The following is an 18,976-nucleotide window of genomic DNA, read 5'->3' on the forward strand; positions in this document are numbered from 1 at the left end:
ATGAAATTCGCCACTCTTCGTTTCTACGAGGAACTGAACGATTTTCTCCCTCCTTCAAAAAGAAAAGTCCCGTTTCAATACCGTTTTTACGGCAGTCCTTCGGTTAAAGACGTAATCGAGTCATGCGGAGCAACGCATACGGAAGTAGACCTGATAATTGTAAACGGCAGTTCCGTCGGATTCGATTATCAAATAAAAGATGGCGATTATATTTCGGTTTATCCGGAATTCGAGTCGATCGATATAACTCCCGTACAGAAATTAAGACCCTCGCCGCTCAGAAATCCGCGTTTCATTCTCGACGTCCACCTGGGAAGGCTTGCGCGCTATTTGAGAATCTGCGGTTTCGATTCGCTCTACAGAAACGATTTTTCCGACGAAGAAATTATCGATATTTCTGTAAATGAAAAAAGATGCATTCTTACGCGCGACGTCGGCATCTTGAAAAATAACAAAGTAGTCAGAGGCTACTGGATCAGAAATCAAGCGCCTGTAAAACAGCTTAGAGAAGTTGTCGGCAGATTCGATCTCGTCGGCGCCGTAAAACCGTTTTCTCTTTGCATCGAATGCAATGTAAAACTAAATAAAACCGAGAAAGAGAAAGTGGAAAACCTTTTGCCTCCGAAAGTAAAAAAAATAAATACTGAATTTTACAGATGCCCAAATTGTAAAAAAGTCTATTGGAAAGGAACGCATTACAAAAAAATGATTGAACTGATTCGAACGATTCAACATGAATAGCCTTAATGATTATCTGTTTCTAAAATTATATATTATATCAAGGGGTTAAACGATTATGGAATACAGACTGAGCGAAATATATATCTATCCTTTCAAATCTTTAGGAGGGATATCGTTAAAGCGCGCCGAGGCAACAGACCGCGGACTTAAGTACGACAGGCGATTCATGCTTGTAGACGGCCAAGGCAATTTCCTGACGCAAAGGAAGTTTCCCGTTATGGCTTTAATAAAACCGGAAATAACGGACGAAGGTTTTCGCCTCCGATATTCAAAAGACAACAGGATAATTGAAATACCGTTTAGATCGGAATCCGACGTCAGAGCAAAAGTTAAAATATGGGACGACGAAGTCGAAGCCATGCTCGTTTCCGAAGAAGCCGATAAATGGTTCGAAGAGATATTGAAAATAAAATGCCGTCTCGTATTTATGGACGACGAAGTTAAGAGATACGCAGATAAGAAATACGCGTTAAATAATGAGCTGGTAAGTTTTGCCGACGGGTTTCCTTTTTTGATTATCGGCGAAGAGTCGCTCAACGACCTTATTCCCGTCTGAATGTAAAAATTCCAATGAATCGCTTTCGTCCCAATCTTGTTTTTAAGGGAGGTCGTCCCTTCGACGAGGATAAATGGGAATCTTTCGTATTGAACGGAATTAAATTTCGAGTAGTAAAACCGTGCGCGCGTTGCGTGATAACGACTGTCGATCAGACAAACGCCCGTAAAAGCGAAGAGCCCCTCAAAACTCTTTCTCTTTATCGGAAGGAGGGAAATAAAATATTTTTCGGACAAAATTTGCTGCACGAAGGAGCTGGATTAATCGAAACGGATTCGTTAATAACAGTAACACAATGGAAATAATATTTTGTAAACGGAGCGATTATGGAAAGATTAAAAGCCTTTTTAAGAACCACATTCCTCGGCGGATTTTTGATTGTGCTGCCGATTATCCTTTTGATATTCGTGCTCGATTGGTTCTTCAACTTTTTGACGGACAAAATAAGACCGGTTACGAATATCCTGGTGGAAACCGCCCGGTTGAACGAACTGGTCGCTTCGGTAGCCGCCGTAATTATAATTCTGCTCCTCTTTTTTATTGTCGGATTGATAGTGAGAACAAGTCTTGGCAGTTATATAATCGGATTTCTGGAAGAAAAAATTTTAAAACGCGTGCCGCTTTATAAAATCATAAAAGATACGGTTATACATCTGTTCGGCGACGAGAAATTGATTTTCAAAGGAGTGGCGCTGGTAAAACCGTTTGGCAACGATACGCTGGTTACCGCTTTTATTACGGACGAAAGCTTCGAAGGATACACAACCGTCTTTATTCCTTCGGCGCCCGCTCCGACGGGAGGATATATTTATCATATCAAAAACGAATTCGTAATAAAACTCGATTACCCGGTGGAAGAGGCAATGCGAACGGTTCTGAGCCTCGGCGGCGGCTCCGGTAAACTACTTAATAAGATGAATGAGAAAAAATCATAATTCGACATTATGACGCGTTTGACCTTCGCCGAAAACTATGAATTTTTTTGTGGTCAACGCTTCCAATCCCATCGGTCCGTATGCGTGAAGCTTGGAAGTGGATATCCCTATTTCAGCTCCGAGTCCCAATTCCCCGCCGTCGGCAAAACGAGAGGAGGCATTGACCATTACCGACGAAGAGTCGACGTCTTTAATGAATTTTCGAGCGGTAAAAATATTTCGCGTCGCAATTACGTCGGTATGGTTTGAGCCGTATTTCGCAATGTGTTCCACAGCCTCGTCGTAATCTTCGACGACTTTTACGGCTATAATCAAATCGAGATATTCGGCATAATAGTCTTCTTCCGTGGCGGTTTTTGCGTCGGGAATAAATTCAATTGTTCTGCCGCATCCGCGTATTTCTACTTTCTTCTTTTTCAAAGCGGAAGAGGCAGCGGGCAAAAATTTATCGGCTATATCTTTATGAACCAGAAGAGTTTCGAGCGCATTGCAAACCGCCGGTCTGGACGTTTTTCCGTCTATCAATAAATTTAATGCGAGATCCAAGTCGGCGTCTTTGTCGACATAAAGATGACAAACGCCTTTGTAATGCTTGATGACTGGTATTCTGCTGTTTTGTGTGACGAATCTTATTAAACCCTCCCCTCCTCGCGGAATTACGAGGTCGATGTATTCTTCGAGTTTTAAAAGTTCGACCATTGCTTCGCGGTCTGTCGTGGGAATGAAAGTAAGGATGTCGGGGCTAACGCCCGATTTTTCGACGCCCGATTTGAGCGCTTCGACAATCGCTGCATTGGAATTAAAAGCTTCCGAACCTCCGCGCAATATTACTCCGTTGCCGCTTTTGATGCAAAGCGCCGCTGCGTCGGATGTTACGTTGGGACGCGCTTCGTAGATGATTGCAATAACTCCAAGCGGTATGCGCATTGTGCCCACTTGTATTCCGTTGGGTCGGGTCTTTACGTTTTCGATTTCACCGACAGGGTCGTTAAGTTGTACGATCTCCTTTATTGCATTTATCATCGAGTCGATTCGATCGTCGTTCAATCTGAGGCGGTCGACGAGCGCGCCGCTCAATCCTTTTTCTTCTGCGGCTTTCAGGTCGGTTTCGTTTGCCGCAATTATTTTATTCCTCGAATTGTCTAAACTCTCGGCCATTGAGGTTAATAATTTATTTTTTGAATTCGTATCTAAAGCGGCAAGTTTACGGGAAGCGATTTTACATTTTTGAGCGAGTTTTATTAATTCGTTCTCCAATTTGAATACCCCTATTTAGTTTCCGTTATTATTAATTCGTCGCGGTGAATTACTTCTTCCGTAATTACAAAACCGAGTATCCTTTCTATTTCAACGCTTTTGCGTCCTTTGATTTTCGACAGGTCGGATGAATTGTACTGCGTAATTCCTTTGGCAATCGGCTTTAATAAATTGCTTCCGTCTTTGTAAATATCGACGGCGTCGCCCTGTTTGAATTCTCCTTCAATTCTCGTAACGCCGGAAGGCAAAAGCGAAGCGCCTTTTTTCAGTATAGCGTTCTCGGCGCCTTTGTCGATATAAATTTTTCCTTTCGATTCTAATGCGTGAAGCAGCCAGTGTTTGCGCGCATTAACAGGCGAAGTTGCCTTTTTAAACAGCGTGCCCCTCACTTTGCCTTTGGCAAGGTCGTCGAACACTTCTTTTTTCGTGGCGTTAATTATAATCGTATCGATTCCGATATTCGTAGCTTTCTGAGCGGCTTCGATTTTGGTTCTCATTCCGCCTGTGGCAACAGGATTTTTCGATTTTCCGGCGAGACTGAAAATATCGTCCGTAATTTTATTTACTACGGGAATCAATTTTACGTCGTTTTTCCTTTTCGGATCCGCGTCGTATAATCCGTCGATATCCGTGCAGATTATTAATAAATCGGCTTCGGTCAGCATTGCCACGTAAGCGGCGAGATTGTCGTTGTCCCCGACTTTTAATTCTTCCGTAGCTACGGAATCGTTTTCGTTGATAATCGGAAGCGTGCCCAGTTCGATCAGTTTATTTAATGTGTTTTTTGCGTTTACAAACCGGCGGCGATTGTGAATGTCGTCGTAAGTCAACAAAATTTGGGAACACGGAAAGTCGAAAAAACGGCTCCACAATGAAATCAATATCGACTGCCCGATGGCGGCAAGCGCCTGCTTTTCGGGAATGGAACGATGATTTTTTTTAGACAATGCCGGCTGAGTCGTTAAACCCGCCGCAACGGCTCCCGACGAAACCAAAATAATTTCCTTGCCCGAGTTAATCGATTCGGAAATGAATCCCGCAATCGGCAGCAAATAACGCGTCGAACATTTTCCTTCGGGCGCTATTATGCCGCTTCCTACTTTTATTACCGCCCTCTTCCAGCCGCTTAGTTTCAATTTAGACATAACTCACGAATTTTTTATGTATAAATATACGTGATTATGTATAATAATGCATTTATAAAAATGTTGTCTTCGATGAATGGTCGTTAATCAATCATACCGGTTTTGGGAAATAGGGACGTTTCCCGCTCCCGTTTTGAATCGAATTCAGCCGCGTTTCATCTAACTGTTTACTATGAGTAATATTATCCCGAAGTTTTTAATATAAAAGAAAGGTAAAATCATGAATAAATTGCTCTTAGCAATCATTGTTTTGTTTACTCTAAATTTATTTGCGCAAGAAAAAAACACCCCGCAATTTCTGATAGAAAACGAAAGTAAATATACTTTCTCGGAGACAGTCGATAGTCTGAGCAGGCTGGGAAACCGGAACGGATGGAAGATTGTTGCGATACACGATCTTCAAAAATCGCTTAAGAAAAACGGCAAGGAGGTTTTGCCGGTCAATATAATTGAATTTTGCAATCCCGAATATTCTTACGAGGTTTTAAAGGAAGACAATTACAAAGCAGTTTCGGCTTTAATGCCTTGCCGAATTTCCGTATATGAAAAGTCGGACGGCAAGACGTACATTTCCCGTATCAATCCGGAATTTTTAGCCGCATCTTTCGGGAATGTAAAAAATTCTCCGATGGCAAAGGCAATTGGCGACGTTGAATACATATTGAGCCGATTGCTCAAATAACGAATAAAATAACCATTGGCGTTGAATCCTTGATATTCAATCTTCGCGTTATTAATTTTATTTCCGGATTCGGGATTAGGGGGCTATTCGTGTTTAATTCGTGCATTCGTGGCTATTTTTTGCCACGAATTCACGAATGAATAAGGCGCGTCAAACAATGGTTGATATTTTATACAAAGACGAATCGTACAAAATTATCGGATTGTGTATGGAAGTGCACAATAATCTCGGGAAAGGATTTTTAGAAATTGTCTACAAAGACGCGCTCGAACTCGAATTCAGCCGTTGCAACGTTCCCTTCGAAAGAGAAAAAGAATACGAAGTAAATTACAAAGGCATAATTCTGCCCCATAAATTTTACGCCGATTTTGTAGTATACAATAAAATAATTCTCGAAATAAAAAGTATTAGCGAAATTGCAAACGAGCATATAGCTCAAACCCTGAATTATCTAAAAGTATCGGGGTGCAAGTTGGGCTTATTAGTAAACTTCGGTAAATTATCCTTGCAGTATAAAAGAATTCTCCTGTAGTCATTCGCGTATTCGGTATCGAATTCGTGCATTCGTGGCTTTCTCCCGTTGGTCAAAGTCCTATCTTAGCTTCATTTTCTTTATATTTGCGTTTAATTTTTTCAAGGAAATTAAGAGCGAAAAATGAAACCCAAAAATTTGTCCGAAATTCCCAAAGCCTACAATCCTTCGGATGCCGAAGGCAAATGGTATAAGTACTGGTACGACCACAATCTCTATCATTCGGAAGTCGACGAAACAAAAGTTCCCTACACAATTGTAATTCCGCCGCCAAATATTACCGGCATTCTTCATATCGGACACATTCTCAATAATACGTTGCAGGACATTTACATCAGATACAAAAGGATGATGGGTTTTAACGCATGTTGGGTTCCCGGCATCGACCATGCCTCGATTGCCACAGAAGCCAAAGTTGTGGCTATGCTGAAAGAAAAGGGAATCGACAAGAAAGACTTGACAAGAGAAGAGTTCTTAAAGTATTGCTACGAATGGAAAGAAAAATACGGCGGTATAATTTTTCAACAGCTGCGTAAACTCGGAGTGAGCTGCGACTGGCAGCGCGAACGTTTTACGATGGACGAACATTATTACCGCAAAGTAATCGAAGCGTTCGTCAAACTTTATAAAGAAGGTTATATATACCGCGGTTATAGAATGGTCAATTGGGATCCGGCGTCCAAATCGGCTATTTCCGACGAGGAAGTATTCTACAAAGAAGTAAAAGGGCATCTATGGCATATTAAGTATCCGGTAAAGGGTACGAATGAATTTCTCGTGGTAGCAACGACTCGTCCCGAAACAATGCTGGGCGATACCGCTGTTGCGGTCAATCCTAACGACGAACGTTACAAACATTTAATCGGCAAAACGGTAACGCTTCCGATTGTCGGCAGGGAAATTCCCGTTATCGCAGACGAGTACGTCGATATGGAATTCGGAACCGGGGCAGTTAAAGTCACTCCGGCGCACGACGTAAACGACTACGAAATGGGACTGCGACACAATCTCGAAATGATAAATATATTCAACGAAGACGCATCGATAAACGAAAACGCGCCGGAAGAATTCAGAAACCTCGACAGATACGAAGCGCGCAAAAAAGTAGTAAAAAAACTGGAAGAGCTCGGATTTCTTCTGAAGACGGAAGATTATACTCACAAAGTCGGCTACTCCCAGCGCGGAAACGTTCCTATCGAACCTTATCTTTCGGAACAGTGGTTTATGAAAATGGACGAATTGGCAAAGCCCGCACTGGAAGTAGTGCTCGACGGCAAAATTAAATTTCATCCCGAACATTGGATAAAAACTTACGAACATTGGATGACAAACATCCGCGACTGGTGTATCTCGCGTCAATTGTGGTGGGGTCACCGTATTCCTGTTTGGTATCACAAAGAAACGGGCGAGATCTATTGCGAAGTAGATCCGCCTGCGGACATCGAAAACTGGACTCAGGACGAGGACGTACTCGACACATGGGCGTCGAGCTGGCTGTGGGCTCAGGACGTGTTTACCAACGAACGCGACCAGAGATATTATTATCCGACCGACTTGCTGGTTACCGCTCCCGATATAATCTTTTTCTGGGTGGCTCGTATGATTATTGCCGGTATGCATTTTATGAAAGAGATTCCGTTTAAAGACGTCTATTTTACGAGCACCGTGCGCGACACTCAAGGTCGTAAAATGAGTAAATCGCTCGGCAATTCGCCCGACCCTCTCGATTTGATCGAAGAATACGGCGCCGACGCACTCAGATTTACCATGACTTACATTTCTCCGCTCGGACAGGACGTCCACTTCAGCAACGAAATGGTCGAAATCGGCAGAAACTTTGCTAATAAAATCTGGAACGCCGGCAGATTCCTTTTGATGAACGCTCAGAATATCGAAATTAAGCCGGATCTGGCGGATAAACACATCGACTTTACCGACAGATGGATTTTTTCGAGATTCAACCGTACGCTGAAAGAATTTGCAGAAGCAATCGACAATTTCGAAGTAAATGCGGCGTCGAAAATTTTGTATTCATACGTATGGAATGATTTCTGTGACTGGTACGTCGAGCTTTCGAAAGAACGGCTCTACAAAGGCTCCGACGAAGAAAAATCCGCCGTACTTACCCGGGCTCTCAAACTATACGAAGAGATGCTCAAAATGGTTCATCCTTTTATGCCGTTCATTACGGAAGAAATATGGCAACTGCTCGATTCCAGAAAAGAAGGCGAAAGTATTTCGATTGAAGAATTTCCGAAATACGACGAACAAAAAATCGATTCGGCAGCCGAAAAGGAAACCGAATTTTTGCAGGGCATTATAACCGCAATCAGAAATATACGGGGCGAATTGAACATTCCTCCTTCCAAAAACATTAATCTTTTGTTGAAGAGCGGCGAGGTAACAGAAGGACAGATAAGATATATCAAAGCGCTTGTTAAAGCCGATAAAATCGAAGCCGGCGCCAACCTGGTTAAACCGAAAGCCAGCGCGTCTTCGGTAGTTAAAGAATGCGAAATTTTCGTTCCGCTTGAAGGATTGATCGATCTGGACAAAGAAAGAACCCGCATCGAAAAGGAAATCGAAAGGATTTCAAAATCGCTCGAAGGCGTTAAGAAAAAATTGTCCAACGAAAATTTCGTTTCGAAAGCGCCCGCCGATGTTGTCGAAAGGGAAAAGGCTAAACAAAAAGATTGGGAAACTGCTCTCGAAAAATTAGAATCGATTTATAACGATTTGAAGGACTGAAAATAAAGATAATTTAATTAACCGTCCCTGCTGCAGGGACGGTTAAAATATTAACTCGTAACTTTCAAATTTCCGCTGCGCTGCCAATCAGTTTGAGACTTATCCTTTCTTTTTCGATGTCGACATTCAGGATTTCCACTTCCACAATATCGCTAACGTTTATAATATCGAAGGGATTTTTCACAAACCGGTTCGACATCTGGGAGATATGAATCAATCCGTCGTGCTTGACTCCGATATCGACAAACGCGCCGAAGTCGACAATATTTCGCACGGTGCCTTTCAGGCGCATACCGATTTTCAGGTCTTCCATTTTAAGCACGTCGCTTCGCAGAATCGGTTTCGGTAAATCCTCGCGCGGGTCTCTGCCCGGTTTTTTTAGATTTTCTATTATGTCTTTTAATGTAGGTACTCCCGTTCCGACTTGTTCTGCGACTTTATCGATTCCTTTCGATTTTACGTAAAGCTCAATCAAATTCCCTTTCTTGTTTATTTCGGCGGGGCTTACGCCTGCAAGATCGAGCAATTTTCGGACTGCGCCGTACGACTCGGGGTGAATGAATGTATTGTCCAAAGGATTTTCTCCGCCCGGTATTTTAAGGAATCCGGCGGATTGCTCGAATACTTTTTCGCCGATGCCGCGGATTTCTTTTAATTCCTCGCGGGTTTTGAATCTTCCGTTTTTTTCGCGGTAATCGACTATTCGTTTGGCTATCGGTTTAGTTAATCCGGAAACGTACGAAAGCAGCGAAAGGCTCGCCGTATTCAGATCTACGCCCACATAGTTGACGCAGCTTACTACAACGTCGTCGAGTTTTTTGCTCAATTTCTTCTGATCCACATCGTGCTGATACAGACCGACTCCGATCGATTTCGGATCTATTTTAACGAGTTCAGCCAGCGGATCGAGAACCCTGCGGGCTATCGAAATGTTGCCTCTTTGAGCGGCTTCAAGATCGGGAAATTCGGATTTGGCAAGAACGGACGCCGAATAGACCGAAGCTCCCGCTTCGCTTACTATCAGATATTTAGTGTCGAGATTGTTTTCTTTTATTATTTCGGCGATTAACAATTCGGTTTCCCTGCTTGCCGTTCCGTTTCCGATTGCTATTAAATCGACCGCGTATTTTTTAATCAATTCGAGCGTTGTTTTCTTTGCCGCTTCGGTCTTCTTCTGAGGCTCGTGCGGATAAATCGTCGTACCTTCGAGATATTTACCCGTCGTGTCGATAACCGCCACTTTACAGCCGGAAACGTATCCGGGATCTATTCCCATAATAATTTTTCCGGAGATGGGCGGCTGCAGCAGAAGCTGCCGTAGATTGGCGGCAAATACTTCGATGGCGTGATTGTCTGCTTCTTCGGTAAGATGATTTCGAATTTCTCTTTCGATTGAAGGTGAAATGAGCCTCAATAGCGAATCTCTTACCGTCTCTTTCAAAAAATCTTCGAATACCGTTCTCTCGTAGGGAAAAAATTTCTCGTAAATGATTTTTTCTACTTCTTCGCGTTCGTACGATATCGACACTTTAAGAAATTTTTCGCGTTCGCCCCTGTTAACGGCAAGCGTTTGATACGGTTTTATTTTTTTTACCGGTATCGAAAACCGATGATAAACTTCGTAGACGTCCTTTTTGTTTTTATCCCTTTCCTCGGGTTTTAATTGAGCTTTTTCGGAAACTATAAAAGAGTTTTCGAGCAGGTATTCCCTTACTGCGGCGCGTACTTCGGCGGTATCCGATATCCGTTCGGCAATAATGTCGCCTGCGCCTTTAATGGCGTCTTCGGCTGTCTCGACTCCTTTTTCCGGATCGATATACTTCGAAGCTTCTTCTTCGAGACTGCCGTCGAAGAGAGGATTGTCGAGTATGAAATCCGCAAGCGGCTCCAGTCCTTTTGCAATTGCAATAGTGGCGCGGGTTTTACGTTTGGGTTTATACGGAAGATATAGGTCTTCTACGGTTTGCAGTTTGGTTGCATTACGGATTTTTTCTTCCAGTTCGGGAGTTAATTTCCCCTGTTCTTCAATGCTTTTAAGAACGGTTTGTTTCCGTTCATCGAGCAGGTTATAATAATTATATTTTTCTTCAATTGATCGAAGTTGAGTTTCGTCCAAGCCGCCGGTTTTCTCTTTACGGTATCGCGCAATAAAGGGCACGGTGGCTCCTTCGTTGAAAAGATCTACCGCCGATACGACCTGCTCTTTATTGATTCCGATTTCACGCGCAATTAGAAGAAAATAATCCATCAATACCTCCGAAAATTAGAAACGTAAAACAAGAAGAATTATAATTTCTTTTCAACTTGATTTTTTAAAAAGAGTTTTCTCTTCCCGCCTAATACCAAAAAATAAATAAGAGAAAAAAGACGGTAATAAAAAATTTTTTCTTGCGTAAAATTGTTCTCAATCGACGGATATTTTTTGATAGTGAATCAACGAAAACTTTGGAGCGCCGGCAAATTCCTTCTCCGGCTCGAATTCTATTGTTTTTTCCGTGTTCGGCAAAAGATCAAAATAATTATCCGAATATTTACCGTCTGTGTTTTCGCATTTAATGAATAAATTCTTTACAAAAACGTCAGATGCGATTTTTATAAACCGGCGCGTGCCTGCTTGTGCGGTTTCAAGTTCTATTTTCGGCGGGGGCAGCAAAAGCCGGTTGGTATATGCGAAGAAAAAATTGTTGTCTGCTATTACGGTATTGTTTTTTATAAGCATTAAATTTAATAGCGCTTCTTCTTTCCGGATTCCATTAAGAATCCTGCTCTTGTCGAGTTTCAGCGCAACCGTGCTCGAGTCGTCGTCTATAACGACCCGTATTTCGTCTTCGTAAAATACCTTTCCGTAAAAATTCATAAGTCTTGCGCTAAGCGTTGCCTCGAGTTTCTCTGTCAAATCGTTTATGACATAAACATTTATAAAATCATTTTCATCGGCGGCGGACGCGAGGACGGGCGTATAAGCTTTTTTAACCGCATAATGCGCAGCTTTCCATCTGCCGTAATAATCGACGGTCGACCATGAAACTACAGGCCAGACGTCGTTCAGTTGCCAATACATTGTTCCCATACAATAAGGTTTGCTTCTTCGATGAAGTTCGATTGCATATTTCAAATAATCCGCCTGTAGGAGCTGGCTTACGTAAGTAAGATGCTCGAAGTTCCCGGGTACGACGTATTCTCTTTCCAGGTATTTTAACAACATGTCGTATCCGCCCAGGAATTGATTTTTCTTGGGATTGGGATATTGTCGTTGATGAGCTTTAAGAACATCGGAATCGAGATTCCAATCCTGCGGTTGGGAAAATTGCATGAAAGTTTTTAATTCGGGCATCGACTGAAGACCGTACTCGTTCATAAAACGCGGCAGGAATTCATTAAATTTTTCACGCGGGTGATTAAGGAACCAAACTCCCCAGTAGTGCATATCGCCTTCGTATCTACTGCGGTCGTCAACAAAACCGTATTTGGGCGACGACTGCCAATAGGGTCTGCCTTTGTCGAGTTTATCGACCGATTCGGGAAGTATTTCATGAAAAATTTTTTTGTAATATCCCCACAGCAGATTGCATGTGTCTTCGGAATAATTATATCTTTCCTGCCATCCCCATGTATGCCAGCCTTCGTCTATTTCGTTGTTTCCGCACCATATTGCAAGAGAGGGATGATTCCTTAAACGAATTATATTGTATTCGGCTTCAGCGCGAATTCTTTTTTGCATAACCTCGTCCGCCGGATACATTGCGCAAGCAAACATAAAATCCTGCCATACCATAACTCCCATCTCGTCGCACAAATCATAAAAGAGGTCGTCTTCGTAGATAGCGCCGCCCCATAATCTGACCATATTCATGCCGGCAGACGCAACGTCGTCGAGTAATTTTAAATAATCGTTTTTGCTTACTCTTTGAGGAAAATAGTCGGGTGGAAGTATATTTGCCCCTTTAATAAATACGGGTTTGCCGTTAATTTTGAAATAAAAGCTCTTGCCGTAATCGTCGTCTTCTTCAACAAGTTCCAATGTTCTCAAGCCGACTCTTCCCCGCCAGTTGTCTTCAACCTCTCCGTCTGAAATCAATTCAAGATTTAGTTCATAAAGATGTTGTTTTCCCAAACCCCGGCACCACCATAATTTCGGAGCTTCGATAGTAAAATCGATTTTCACTCTGTTAATACCCGGATTTAGCTGTTTACCGACAGAAACGTCTGCAAAAGATTTTTGCGAAGAAGATAATTTTAACTCCTTTAAGAATTTGCCGGAAGATATTATCTCGGCTACAATCTGCAAATGCGCCCTTCCGCTATTTAAACTTTTTTGGACGAATCGTACGTTGTCAATTCTGGCATTATTCCATAATTCAATATAGACAGGGCGCCATATGCCCGTTGTTAAAATTCTTGGTCCCCAATCCCATCCGAAATGATAACCGGGTTTGCGCGAATAAACGCTCAACTTCGGCTCCGGCTGCGAATTATTGGCGCCGTATTCGAATCCGTTTTTTTCAAACAGAGGGAGAGTTTTTTTAATCGGAGAGTGAAAATAAATTCTGAGTTCGTTTTTGCCCGGTTTCAAATATTTGCCAATATTGCATCTCCATCCGCAGTAAAAATTATCCGCAGTTAAAATCAAATTTCCGTTAAGGTATACGTCTGCATAAGTGTCGAGTCCGTCAAAAACAATTTCCGCATTAGAAGCGTTTAACATTTCCGAATCGGCAACGAACTTGGTTTTATATTCCCAATCTTCTTTTTCTATCCATTGTATTTCACGCTCGTTAGTGCGATAGTAAGGGTCGGGAATAAATCCTCCGTTCAATAAATCGAGCTGAACGCAGCCGGGTACGATTGCGTTTTTCCAGGCGTCTTCTCCTTTTGCCTGCCTGAATTTCCAGTTGCCGTTCAATTCGATCCTTTTCAATTCAACTCCAGTTTATCGTACCAATTTTTCTTTAGCGCTACCGTGGTTGCGATAATTATAAGGATCATCCAGAAGAGAGTGTCCCAGTTCTTAATGACAAGCGCAAGCGGCGCCGCCATGATTGCGACCTGCCAGACTGTGCCGACTGCAACGTTTAACATATCCCTTCCGAAGTTTTTGTTTTCTTCAAAGGAGGGATCGATTTCTTTAACCTTGTTTTTAATAGGTTCCCAGAATCCCCAGGGTCTAACCGACGAATAGAATTTTATAAGAAGTTTTTCGTTCTCCGGTTTAGTAAGGAGAGCGCCTGCAACGCTTCCCAATCCGGAAATAAGAAGTATATAAGGATAGGCATAAAGTCCGTTAATGTCCGGGAAGGCGACCGGCATAATAAGAGCGATCAAAAGCCCGGCGAGCATTCCGTAAAAATACCCGTACCCGTTAAAACGCCACCAGTGCCATTTAAGCACATTCGAAGCCGCCGAGCCAGCCCACAAGGCCGATACTATCCATTGCGTAGCCGAATCGACCGATTCAATCATTAATCCGAAAAGTATGCTTGCTACTGTTACAACCGCGGAAACAATATAGCTGGCTCTGACCAGAGTTTTGTCCGACGCATTCGGGCGAAAGTATTTTTTATAAATATCGTTTACAAAATATGCCGGACCAAGATTAAGAAACGAAGAAGTAGTTGACATGTGAGCCGAAAACATTCCCGCCAGCATAATACCCATTAATCCAACAGGCACGAAGTTTTGAATAGCAAGGGGAAGTATAAGCTCGAAATCAATATCGGCGCCCATTGCAATCAATTGCGGACGGAAAAAGACCAGAGCCAGAACGGTTAAACCGCCAACCATTAAGTATCGGGGTACGGAAACAACCAGCGCGGCAAATCCATTCATAATTGCCGCTTCTTTGGCATTACGCGACGCAAGAATTCTCTGAAGACTCTGAGTCGCCACCGGTCCTGCCATACTTACAAATAGTCCTTTGAATAGAGCCATCATTATGAATATCGTAAAAAGTTGATATCCGTCGCTCGCAATTCGGTCGTTTACCGAATCGAGTATGCCGCTCCAATCGAGGTCGAGTTTCCAGCCGAATAATATATTATCCCAGCCCTTGGGAGTTACGGCGGCTATCATTTCCGGAGTAACCTGATTCATAGCTATTATAGCAATAATAACCGAAGCGACGGTCATAAGAACATATTGCATGACGTCCGTAACCACAACTCCGAACATACCGCCGTTTACAACATAAATTCCGGTCAGGAGAGTTATGATTATGGCATAAACATGCGGATGCCAATCCCACGGCAGAAATATCTTGGCGAATTTTCCTACGCCCACAAAACCGTAGCTCAGGAATCCGATTACAGAGACGATCGAAAAAATCACAATAACCGAATGAGCCAGTTTGCCGCCTGTTGTATCCTGGTCGAAGCGAGTTGTAATCCATTCGGCTCCTGTCAGAACGTTTGACCTGCGCAGCCAAATTGCAAGATAAACCATCATAAAAATTTGATTGAACAGCGGCCAAATCCAGGGAATGAAGACGCTCTTCATACCGTAAACGAACATTATATAAACCAGCCACATGGTGCCCGATACATCGAACATACCTCCGGCATTCGATAAACTAAGATAGTACCACGGTATTGTTTTACCTCCGAGGAAATATGCGTCGAGGTCTTTCGAGGCTCTTCGGTTCATATATGAACCGGCTATCACCATGGCGATCAGATACACAACAATTATCGATACATCCACAATGTGAAGATTCATAAAACTAACCCCAAAATTAATTTTTGCAAAATATCATTTGAGATTTTTAATTCAAAGCAGGTTTGATTTTTTATGCTTTGGAAAGAATGCAATTTGAGGCGTCGGTAATTGGTTTTTTAAATAATGTCGTCCTCCCGCTATTTATCATTGTCGATTTCATATTTACGGGTTTTATTTCGATAGCGTTTCTGTTACGCCGCGTTGTTTATTCGTCCCCTATATTTAGATTTTTTTTGCGCGCCTCCCACTTCTTTTTTGCAAGCAATTGTAAGTTGGCTTCGATGTCTTTCTCGTCCATTATTTCCAATCCGAGCATAGCTTCGATTATGTCTTCGAGAGTGATAATGCCGCGCGTGCCGCCGTGCTCGTCTACTATCAGAGCTATGTGTTCCTTTTTAAGAATTAATTCTTCGAACGCTTTCGGTATCGAATAATTCTCGTAAAAAGTTAATATCGGCCGTTTTATTTCTTTGAGTTTTATATTGTCGCTTTTGGCGGCAAGTTTTACCAGTACGTCGGAATTGAGAATATAGCCGGTAATATTGTCGATATTTTCCGAATAAACCGGAATTCTGGAAAATCCCAGATATTCTTTTCGTTTTACGAACTCGCTCAGCAAAGTTTCTTCGGGAGCTGTTACAAGCACGGTGCGCGGCGTCGTGATTGCGCTTACGCTCAGATCATTGAGCTTCAGTAAATTGTCGATTATCTTGCTCTCGTTTTCTTTCAGCACTCCTTCTTTTTTGCCCAGATGCGCCAGCGCTACGACTTCGTCCCTGCTCATTGTTTGCGCTCTCTTGTTTTTCGAAATCAAACGCGTAATGAATTCGGATACTATTACAAACGGGTACGCTATATAGATCATCGCCATAATAATAACAGCCGATGGCAATGCGAGTTTTCTCCAATAGACCGCGCCGATTGTTTTTGGAATAATTTCCGAAAAGAATAAAATCATTATGGTGAGTATTGCCGATATAAGACCGAAATAAACTTCGCCGAAGAGATAGACAGCCTGAGCTCCCACGCCTGCGGCTCCTACGGTGTGAGCGATTGTGTTGACTGTTAATATTGCCGATAACGGTCTGTCGATTTGGCTTTTCAGATTTTTCAGATAAACTGCGGTTTTCTTCCCTTCCGTCTCTTTGGTTTTGATGAACGGGACTGAAACAGATAATATTACCGCTTCCGCTATCGAACATAAAAACGATACCACAAGCGCAAGGGTCAGATAAATTAAAAGTTCCGCCATTTTTCCTTCTTGAGTGTGTGATGGAATATAAACGCGCCGACTGATTGTTGCACCCGGCCGAATCCAAAATCTACATTACAGATATTTTTCTTAAGTAGCAAATTAGGAAGCAATTGAACAACGTCTCGAAAAAATGTAAGTATCTTTGTCCCCCAAATGTCAATTGGGAAAACGGCGCCAGCTGCAAAAGAAATTATTTGCCGGTGCAAAATAGTCAAGATATTTTAATGATAACTGAGAATTATTTTATAAATTGCAATTACTGTTATATCCTTCAGGGGAATTTATATATCGCCAAATAAATTACGCATTACGGATTCCGGAGGAATAATGAAAACCGCATTTACGCTTTTTGTTATTCTCGCATTTTCTTCCGTTTACGGACAATGGATTAAATACGAAATCCCCGAACAAAAAGGTTCCCTCGCATTTGCTATCGACGCATACGATCAAAATCATGCGGCAATTACGTTTCACAAAAGAGAAAGCGCCGTTTATTATTCGGAGGACGGAGGAGATAACTGGCGGGCGGTTTTGAGCGTTGACGAAACAATCATCGATTTATCGTTTATTGACGCGGCGACGGTGGCCCTGGCGACCGATAGAGGCAAACTCTATAAGTACGACATTCCCGGCGGGGAATTGAAACTTTGCTTCGAAGACACGAACGTTACGGAATTTATTAATTATGTGGAATTCTTTAACGAACTCGAAGGCGTTGCAATGGGCGACGCCGCTTCGGGCAATGTTAATCCAGTTATATTCGTAACCAACGACGGCGGCGAGAATTGGGAATATCACGCTGCGGGCGGCATCGGCGGCTTCTCAGGCGATATCTGGCGTCGTATCGATTTTGTCGATAAATCAACCGGCTTTTTCTATTCGTCCGGTTTAATGCCGCAAAGGACTTACAAAACTACCGACACCGGCAACAGTTGGAATGAATTGCCGCATGAAGACCCGGTGCAACTTTTAAAATTTTACGATACCGAAAGAGGAATGACCGTTCATATAGTGAACGACGAAAACTTTATTAATCTAACCGGCGACGGAGGAGTAAACTGGACTAAAATCAATACCGGCATTCAAAAAGGATTCCCCAACGATTTAGAATATCTGCCGGAGAATCCTTTGTTTATTCGTTATACGAATTACCGGGAGCTTTATTACAGCGACGACGGAGGAATTACGTGGTATGAGGAAAAGATATCCGACACTACTTTAAAAGCGCGCGACATCGAATTTGCTACCGCTGAGCTCGGCTGGATACTGTGCGATAACGGGGTCGTGTTTAAAACCCGGAACAACGGAAATGTTTTGGCGGGCGTGGAAGAAAATCCGCTTCCGAACGAAAACAATCTTTTGGGGAACTATCCCAATCCATTTAATCCGTCTACAATAATCCACTGGAGGCTGGCAAAACCATCGAGCGTCTCGGTAATTCTTTACGACGCGCTCGGAAGAAAAGTTGCGGATTTGCTGAAAGGAAAAGCGTATAACGCCGGCGAGCATTTTTTCAAACTCGACGCCTTCTCGTTCGGATTGACCTCGGGTATTTATTATGTGGTTTTGAATACGAACGAACGGATTGAAACTTTGAAGATAGCATACGTGAAATAGCGTCAAATCCGGCGCGTCGCCAGGCGCGCCAGTTAATTAAATTCTTTTTATGCCTGCGAAGAGCCTGTTATTTATTTGTATAATTTGATATTTCGTTTCTACTGATTATGTGAACGCCGTCAGGAAGTCTTTTCAGAGCGTTTATCATAGCTTCCGCCAATTTATCGGTGCGGAGAGGTGCGAATGATTTTAAGATTCCGATCGAATTGAGGAATCTAATAATTTTAATACCCAGCGCTTCCGCGGGTCTGTCGCTGTTTTCTCTTTCCATAGCGGGCGGTCTGAAAATGATTATTTTTCTGAAGCCGAGTTTTATAATCTCATCTTCCAATTTGCCCTTCATTTTTGTGTAGAAGAAAATTGATTTCGACGATGCGAAATCGGAAGAAACCAGAACGTAATTCTGAACGCCTTTTTCTGAGGCGGCTTTTGCAAACCGGTACTGGTAGTCGTAGTCGACTTTCCATTGCGATTTTTTGCCGCCTGCGTCTCTACGAGTCGTTCCCAGACAAGAAAATAGTACGTCGCCCGTAACATTCTTTTCCCACTCGTCCGGCTTATCGAAATCAATCACGTGAACTGTCAGTTTTTCGTTTGAAAGACTTACATTCCGTCTTACGAAAACATCCACTTTAGTAAAGTAGTCGTCTTTGAGAGCCATCTCGAGCAGATTTTTGCCTGTGGCTCCGGTTGCTCCGATTATAGTCAAATACATAACTGTCTCTAATTTTTTGAGTGAGAATGAGTAAAAACAATCGCAAATATTTAGTTATCTATAATTCCTTGTCTGTAGTTTT

Annotated in this window: 15 protein-coding genes; 8 read left to right on the plus strand and 7 right to left on the minus strand. The window is 42.6% G+C overall.

Annotated elements, in window-relative coordinates; all coding sequences use genetic code 11:
- From ACOYVE_RS13385 to ACOYVE_RS13400, 4 genes are read left to right on the plus strand one after another with little or no spacing between them, the layout of a single operon-like run.
- The gene (locus ACOYVE_RS13385; RefSeq protein ID WP_422882374.1) at positions 1-741 is read left to right on the plus strand and encodes a Mut7-C RNAse domain-containing protein; all 741 of its coding nucleotides are present in this window, start codon (positions 1-3) and stop codon (positions 739-741) included.
- 55 nt (positions 742-796) lie between these two features.
- On the plus strand, positions 797-1,297 hold the full coding sequence (locus ACOYVE_RS13390) for an MOSC domain-containing protein (RefSeq protein WP_422882376.1): 501 nt from the start codon (positions 797-799) through the stop codon (positions 1,295-1,297).
- A gap of 14 nt (positions 1,298-1,311) precedes the next feature.
- A complete protein-coding gene (locus ACOYVE_RS13395; protein ID WP_422882377.1) occupies positions 1,312-1,602 on the plus strand; it encodes an MOSC domain-containing protein in 291 nt (96 codons plus the stop codon).
- Positions 1,603-1,623: 21 nt separating this feature from the next.
- The gene (locus ACOYVE_RS13400; protein WP_422882379.1) at positions 1,624-2,232 is read left to right on the plus strand and encodes a DUF502 domain-containing protein; all 609 of its coding nucleotides are present in this window, start codon (positions 1,624-1,626) and stop codon (positions 2,230-2,232) included.
- On the opposite strand, the gene ACOYVE_RS13405 is transcribed toward ACOYVE_RS13400, so the two are convergent.
- A complete protein-coding gene (locus ACOYVE_RS13405; RefSeq protein WP_422882381.1) occupies positions 2,227-3,489 on the minus strand; it encodes a glutamate-5-semialdehyde dehydrogenase in 1,263 nt (420 codons plus the stop codon). The genes ACOYVE_RS13400 and ACOYVE_RS13405 overlap by 6 nt on opposite strands.
- Positions 3,490-3,500: 11 nt before the next feature.
- Positions 3,501-4,634: a glutamate 5-kinase gene (gene proB, locus ACOYVE_RS13410; protein WP_422882382.1), complete on the minus strand. Its 1,134-nt coding sequence runs from the start codon at positions 4,632-4,634 to the stop codon at positions 3,501-3,503.
- Positions 4,635-4,854: 220 nt separating this feature from the next.
- On the opposite strand from proB, the gene ACOYVE_RS13415 reads away from it, so the two are divergent.
- From ACOYVE_RS13415 to ACOYVE_RS13425, 3 genes are all read left to right on the plus strand, one after another.
- The gene (locus tag ACOYVE_RS13415) at positions 4,855-5,316 is read left to right on the plus strand and encodes a DUF302 domain-containing protein (protein WP_422882384.1); all 462 of its coding nucleotides are present in this window, start codon (positions 4,855-4,857) and stop codon (positions 5,314-5,316) included.
- 157 nt (positions 5,317-5,473) lie between these two features.
- Entirely contained in the window at positions 5,474-5,848 is a 375-nt protein-coding gene (locus ACOYVE_RS13420) for a GxxExxY protein (RefSeq protein ID WP_422882385.1), read from the plus strand.
- 123 nt (positions 5,849-5,971) lie between these two features.
- A complete protein-coding gene (locus ACOYVE_RS13425; RefSeq protein ID WP_422882387.1) occupies positions 5,972-8,596 on the plus strand; it encodes a valine--tRNA ligase in 2,625 nt (874 codons plus the stop codon).
- 64 nt (positions 8,597-8,660) lie between these two features.
- Here the strand turns inward: ACOYVE_RS13425 and ACOYVE_RS13430 are convergent, their stop codons facing one another.
- From ACOYVE_RS13430 to ACOYVE_RS13445, 4 genes are all read right to left on the minus strand, one after another.
- Positions 8,661-10,844 carry a Tex family protein gene (locus ACOYVE_RS13430; RefSeq protein WP_422882388.1) on the minus strand — a complete coding sequence of 728 codons (2,184 nt, stop codon included), beginning with the start codon at positions 10,842-10,844 and terminating at the stop codon, positions 8,661-8,663.
- Between the two features lie 156 nt (positions 10,845-11,000).
- Entirely contained in the window at positions 11,001-13,514 is a 2,514-nt protein-coding gene (locus ACOYVE_RS13435) for a beta-mannosidase (protein ID WP_422882389.1), read from the minus strand.
- Entirely contained in the window at positions 13,511-15,307 is a 1,797-nt protein-coding gene (locus ACOYVE_RS13440) for a sodium:solute symporter family protein (protein ID WP_014855967.1), read from the minus strand. The genes ACOYVE_RS13435 and ACOYVE_RS13440 overlap by 4 nt, the downstream gene beginning before the upstream one ends.
- Before the next feature lie 205 nt (positions 15,308-15,512).
- Positions 15,513-16,559, minus strand: a complete 1,047-nt coding sequence (locus ACOYVE_RS13445; RefSeq protein WP_422882392.1) for a CNNM domain-containing protein — start codon at positions 16,557-16,559, stop codon at positions 15,513-15,515.
- Between the two features lie 330 nt (positions 16,560-16,889).
- Here ACOYVE_RS13445 and ACOYVE_RS13450 point away from each other — a divergent pair, with 330 nt between their 5' ends.
- Entirely contained in the window at positions 16,890-18,179 is a 1,290-nt protein-coding gene (locus ACOYVE_RS13450; protein WP_422882394.1) for a T9SS type A sorting domain-containing protein, read from the plus strand.
- 67 nt (positions 18,180-18,246) lie between these two features.
- Here the strand turns inward: ACOYVE_RS13450 and ACOYVE_RS13455 are convergent, their stop codons facing one another.
- Entirely contained in the window at positions 18,247-18,894 is a 648-nt protein-coding gene (locus ACOYVE_RS13455) for an NAD(P)H-binding protein (protein ID WP_422882395.1), read from the minus strand.
- Positions 18,895-18,976 lie beyond the last annotated feature (82 nt).

The organism is Melioribacter sp. (genome assembly GCF_049325435.1).
GTDB lineage: Bacteria > Bacteroidota > Ignavibacteria > Ignavibacteriales > Melioribacteraceae > Melioribacter > Melioribacter roseus.

What these genes read in the sequence shown, in the direction of transcription:
- ACOYVE_RS13385 (WP_422882374.1), top strand. Translation starts at nt 1, where the DNA reads ATGAAATTCGCCACTCTTCGTTTCTACGAGGAACTGAACGATTTTCTC.
- ACOYVE_RS13390 (WP_422882376.1), top strand. Translation starts at nt 797, where the DNA reads ATGGAATACAGACTGAGCGAAATATATATCTATCCTTTCAAATCTTTA.
- ACOYVE_RS13395 (WP_422882377.1), top strand. Translation starts at nt 1,312, where the DNA reads ATGAATCGCTTTCGTCCCAATCTTGTTTTTAAGGGAGGTCGTCCCTTC.
- ACOYVE_RS13400 (WP_422882379.1), top strand. Translation starts at nt 1,624, where the DNA reads ATGGAAAGATTAAAAGCCTTTTTAAGAACCACATTCCTCGGCGGATTT.
- proB (WP_422882382.1), bottom strand. Translation starts at nt 4,634, where the DNA reads ATGTCTAAATTGAAACTAAGCGGCTGGAAGAGGGCGGTAATAAAAGTA.
- ACOYVE_RS13415 (WP_422882384.1), top strand. Translation starts at nt 4,855, where the DNA reads ATGAATAAATTGCTCTTAGCAATCATTGTTTTGTTTACTCTAAATTTA.
- ACOYVE_RS13420 (WP_422882385.1), top strand. Translation starts at nt 5,474, where the DNA reads ATGGTTGATATTTTATACAAAGACGAATCGTACAAAATTATCGGATTG.
- ACOYVE_RS13425 (WP_422882387.1), top strand. Translation starts at nt 5,972, where the DNA reads ATGAAACCCAAAAATTTGTCCGAAATTCCCAAAGCCTACAATCCTTCG.
- ACOYVE_RS13430 (WP_422882388.1), bottom strand. Translation starts at nt 10,844, where the DNA reads ATGGATTATTTTCTTCTAATTGCGCGTGAAATCGGAATCAATAAAGAG.
- ACOYVE_RS13440 (WP_014855967.1), bottom strand. Translation starts at nt 15,307, where the DNA reads ATGAATCTTCACATTGTGGATGTATCGATAATTGTTGTGTATCTGATC.
- ACOYVE_RS13445 (WP_422882392.1), bottom strand. Translation starts at nt 16,559, where the DNA reads ATGGCGGAACTTTTAATTTATCTGACCCTTGCGCTTGTGGTATCGTTT.
- ACOYVE_RS13450 (WP_422882394.1), top strand. Translation starts at nt 16,890, where the DNA reads ATGAAAACCGCATTTACGCTTTTTGTTATTCTCGCATTTTCTTCCGTT.
- ACOYVE_RS13455 (WP_422882395.1), bottom strand. Translation starts at nt 18,894, where the DNA reads ATGTATTTGACTATAATCGGAGCAACCGGAGCCACAGGCAAAAATCTG.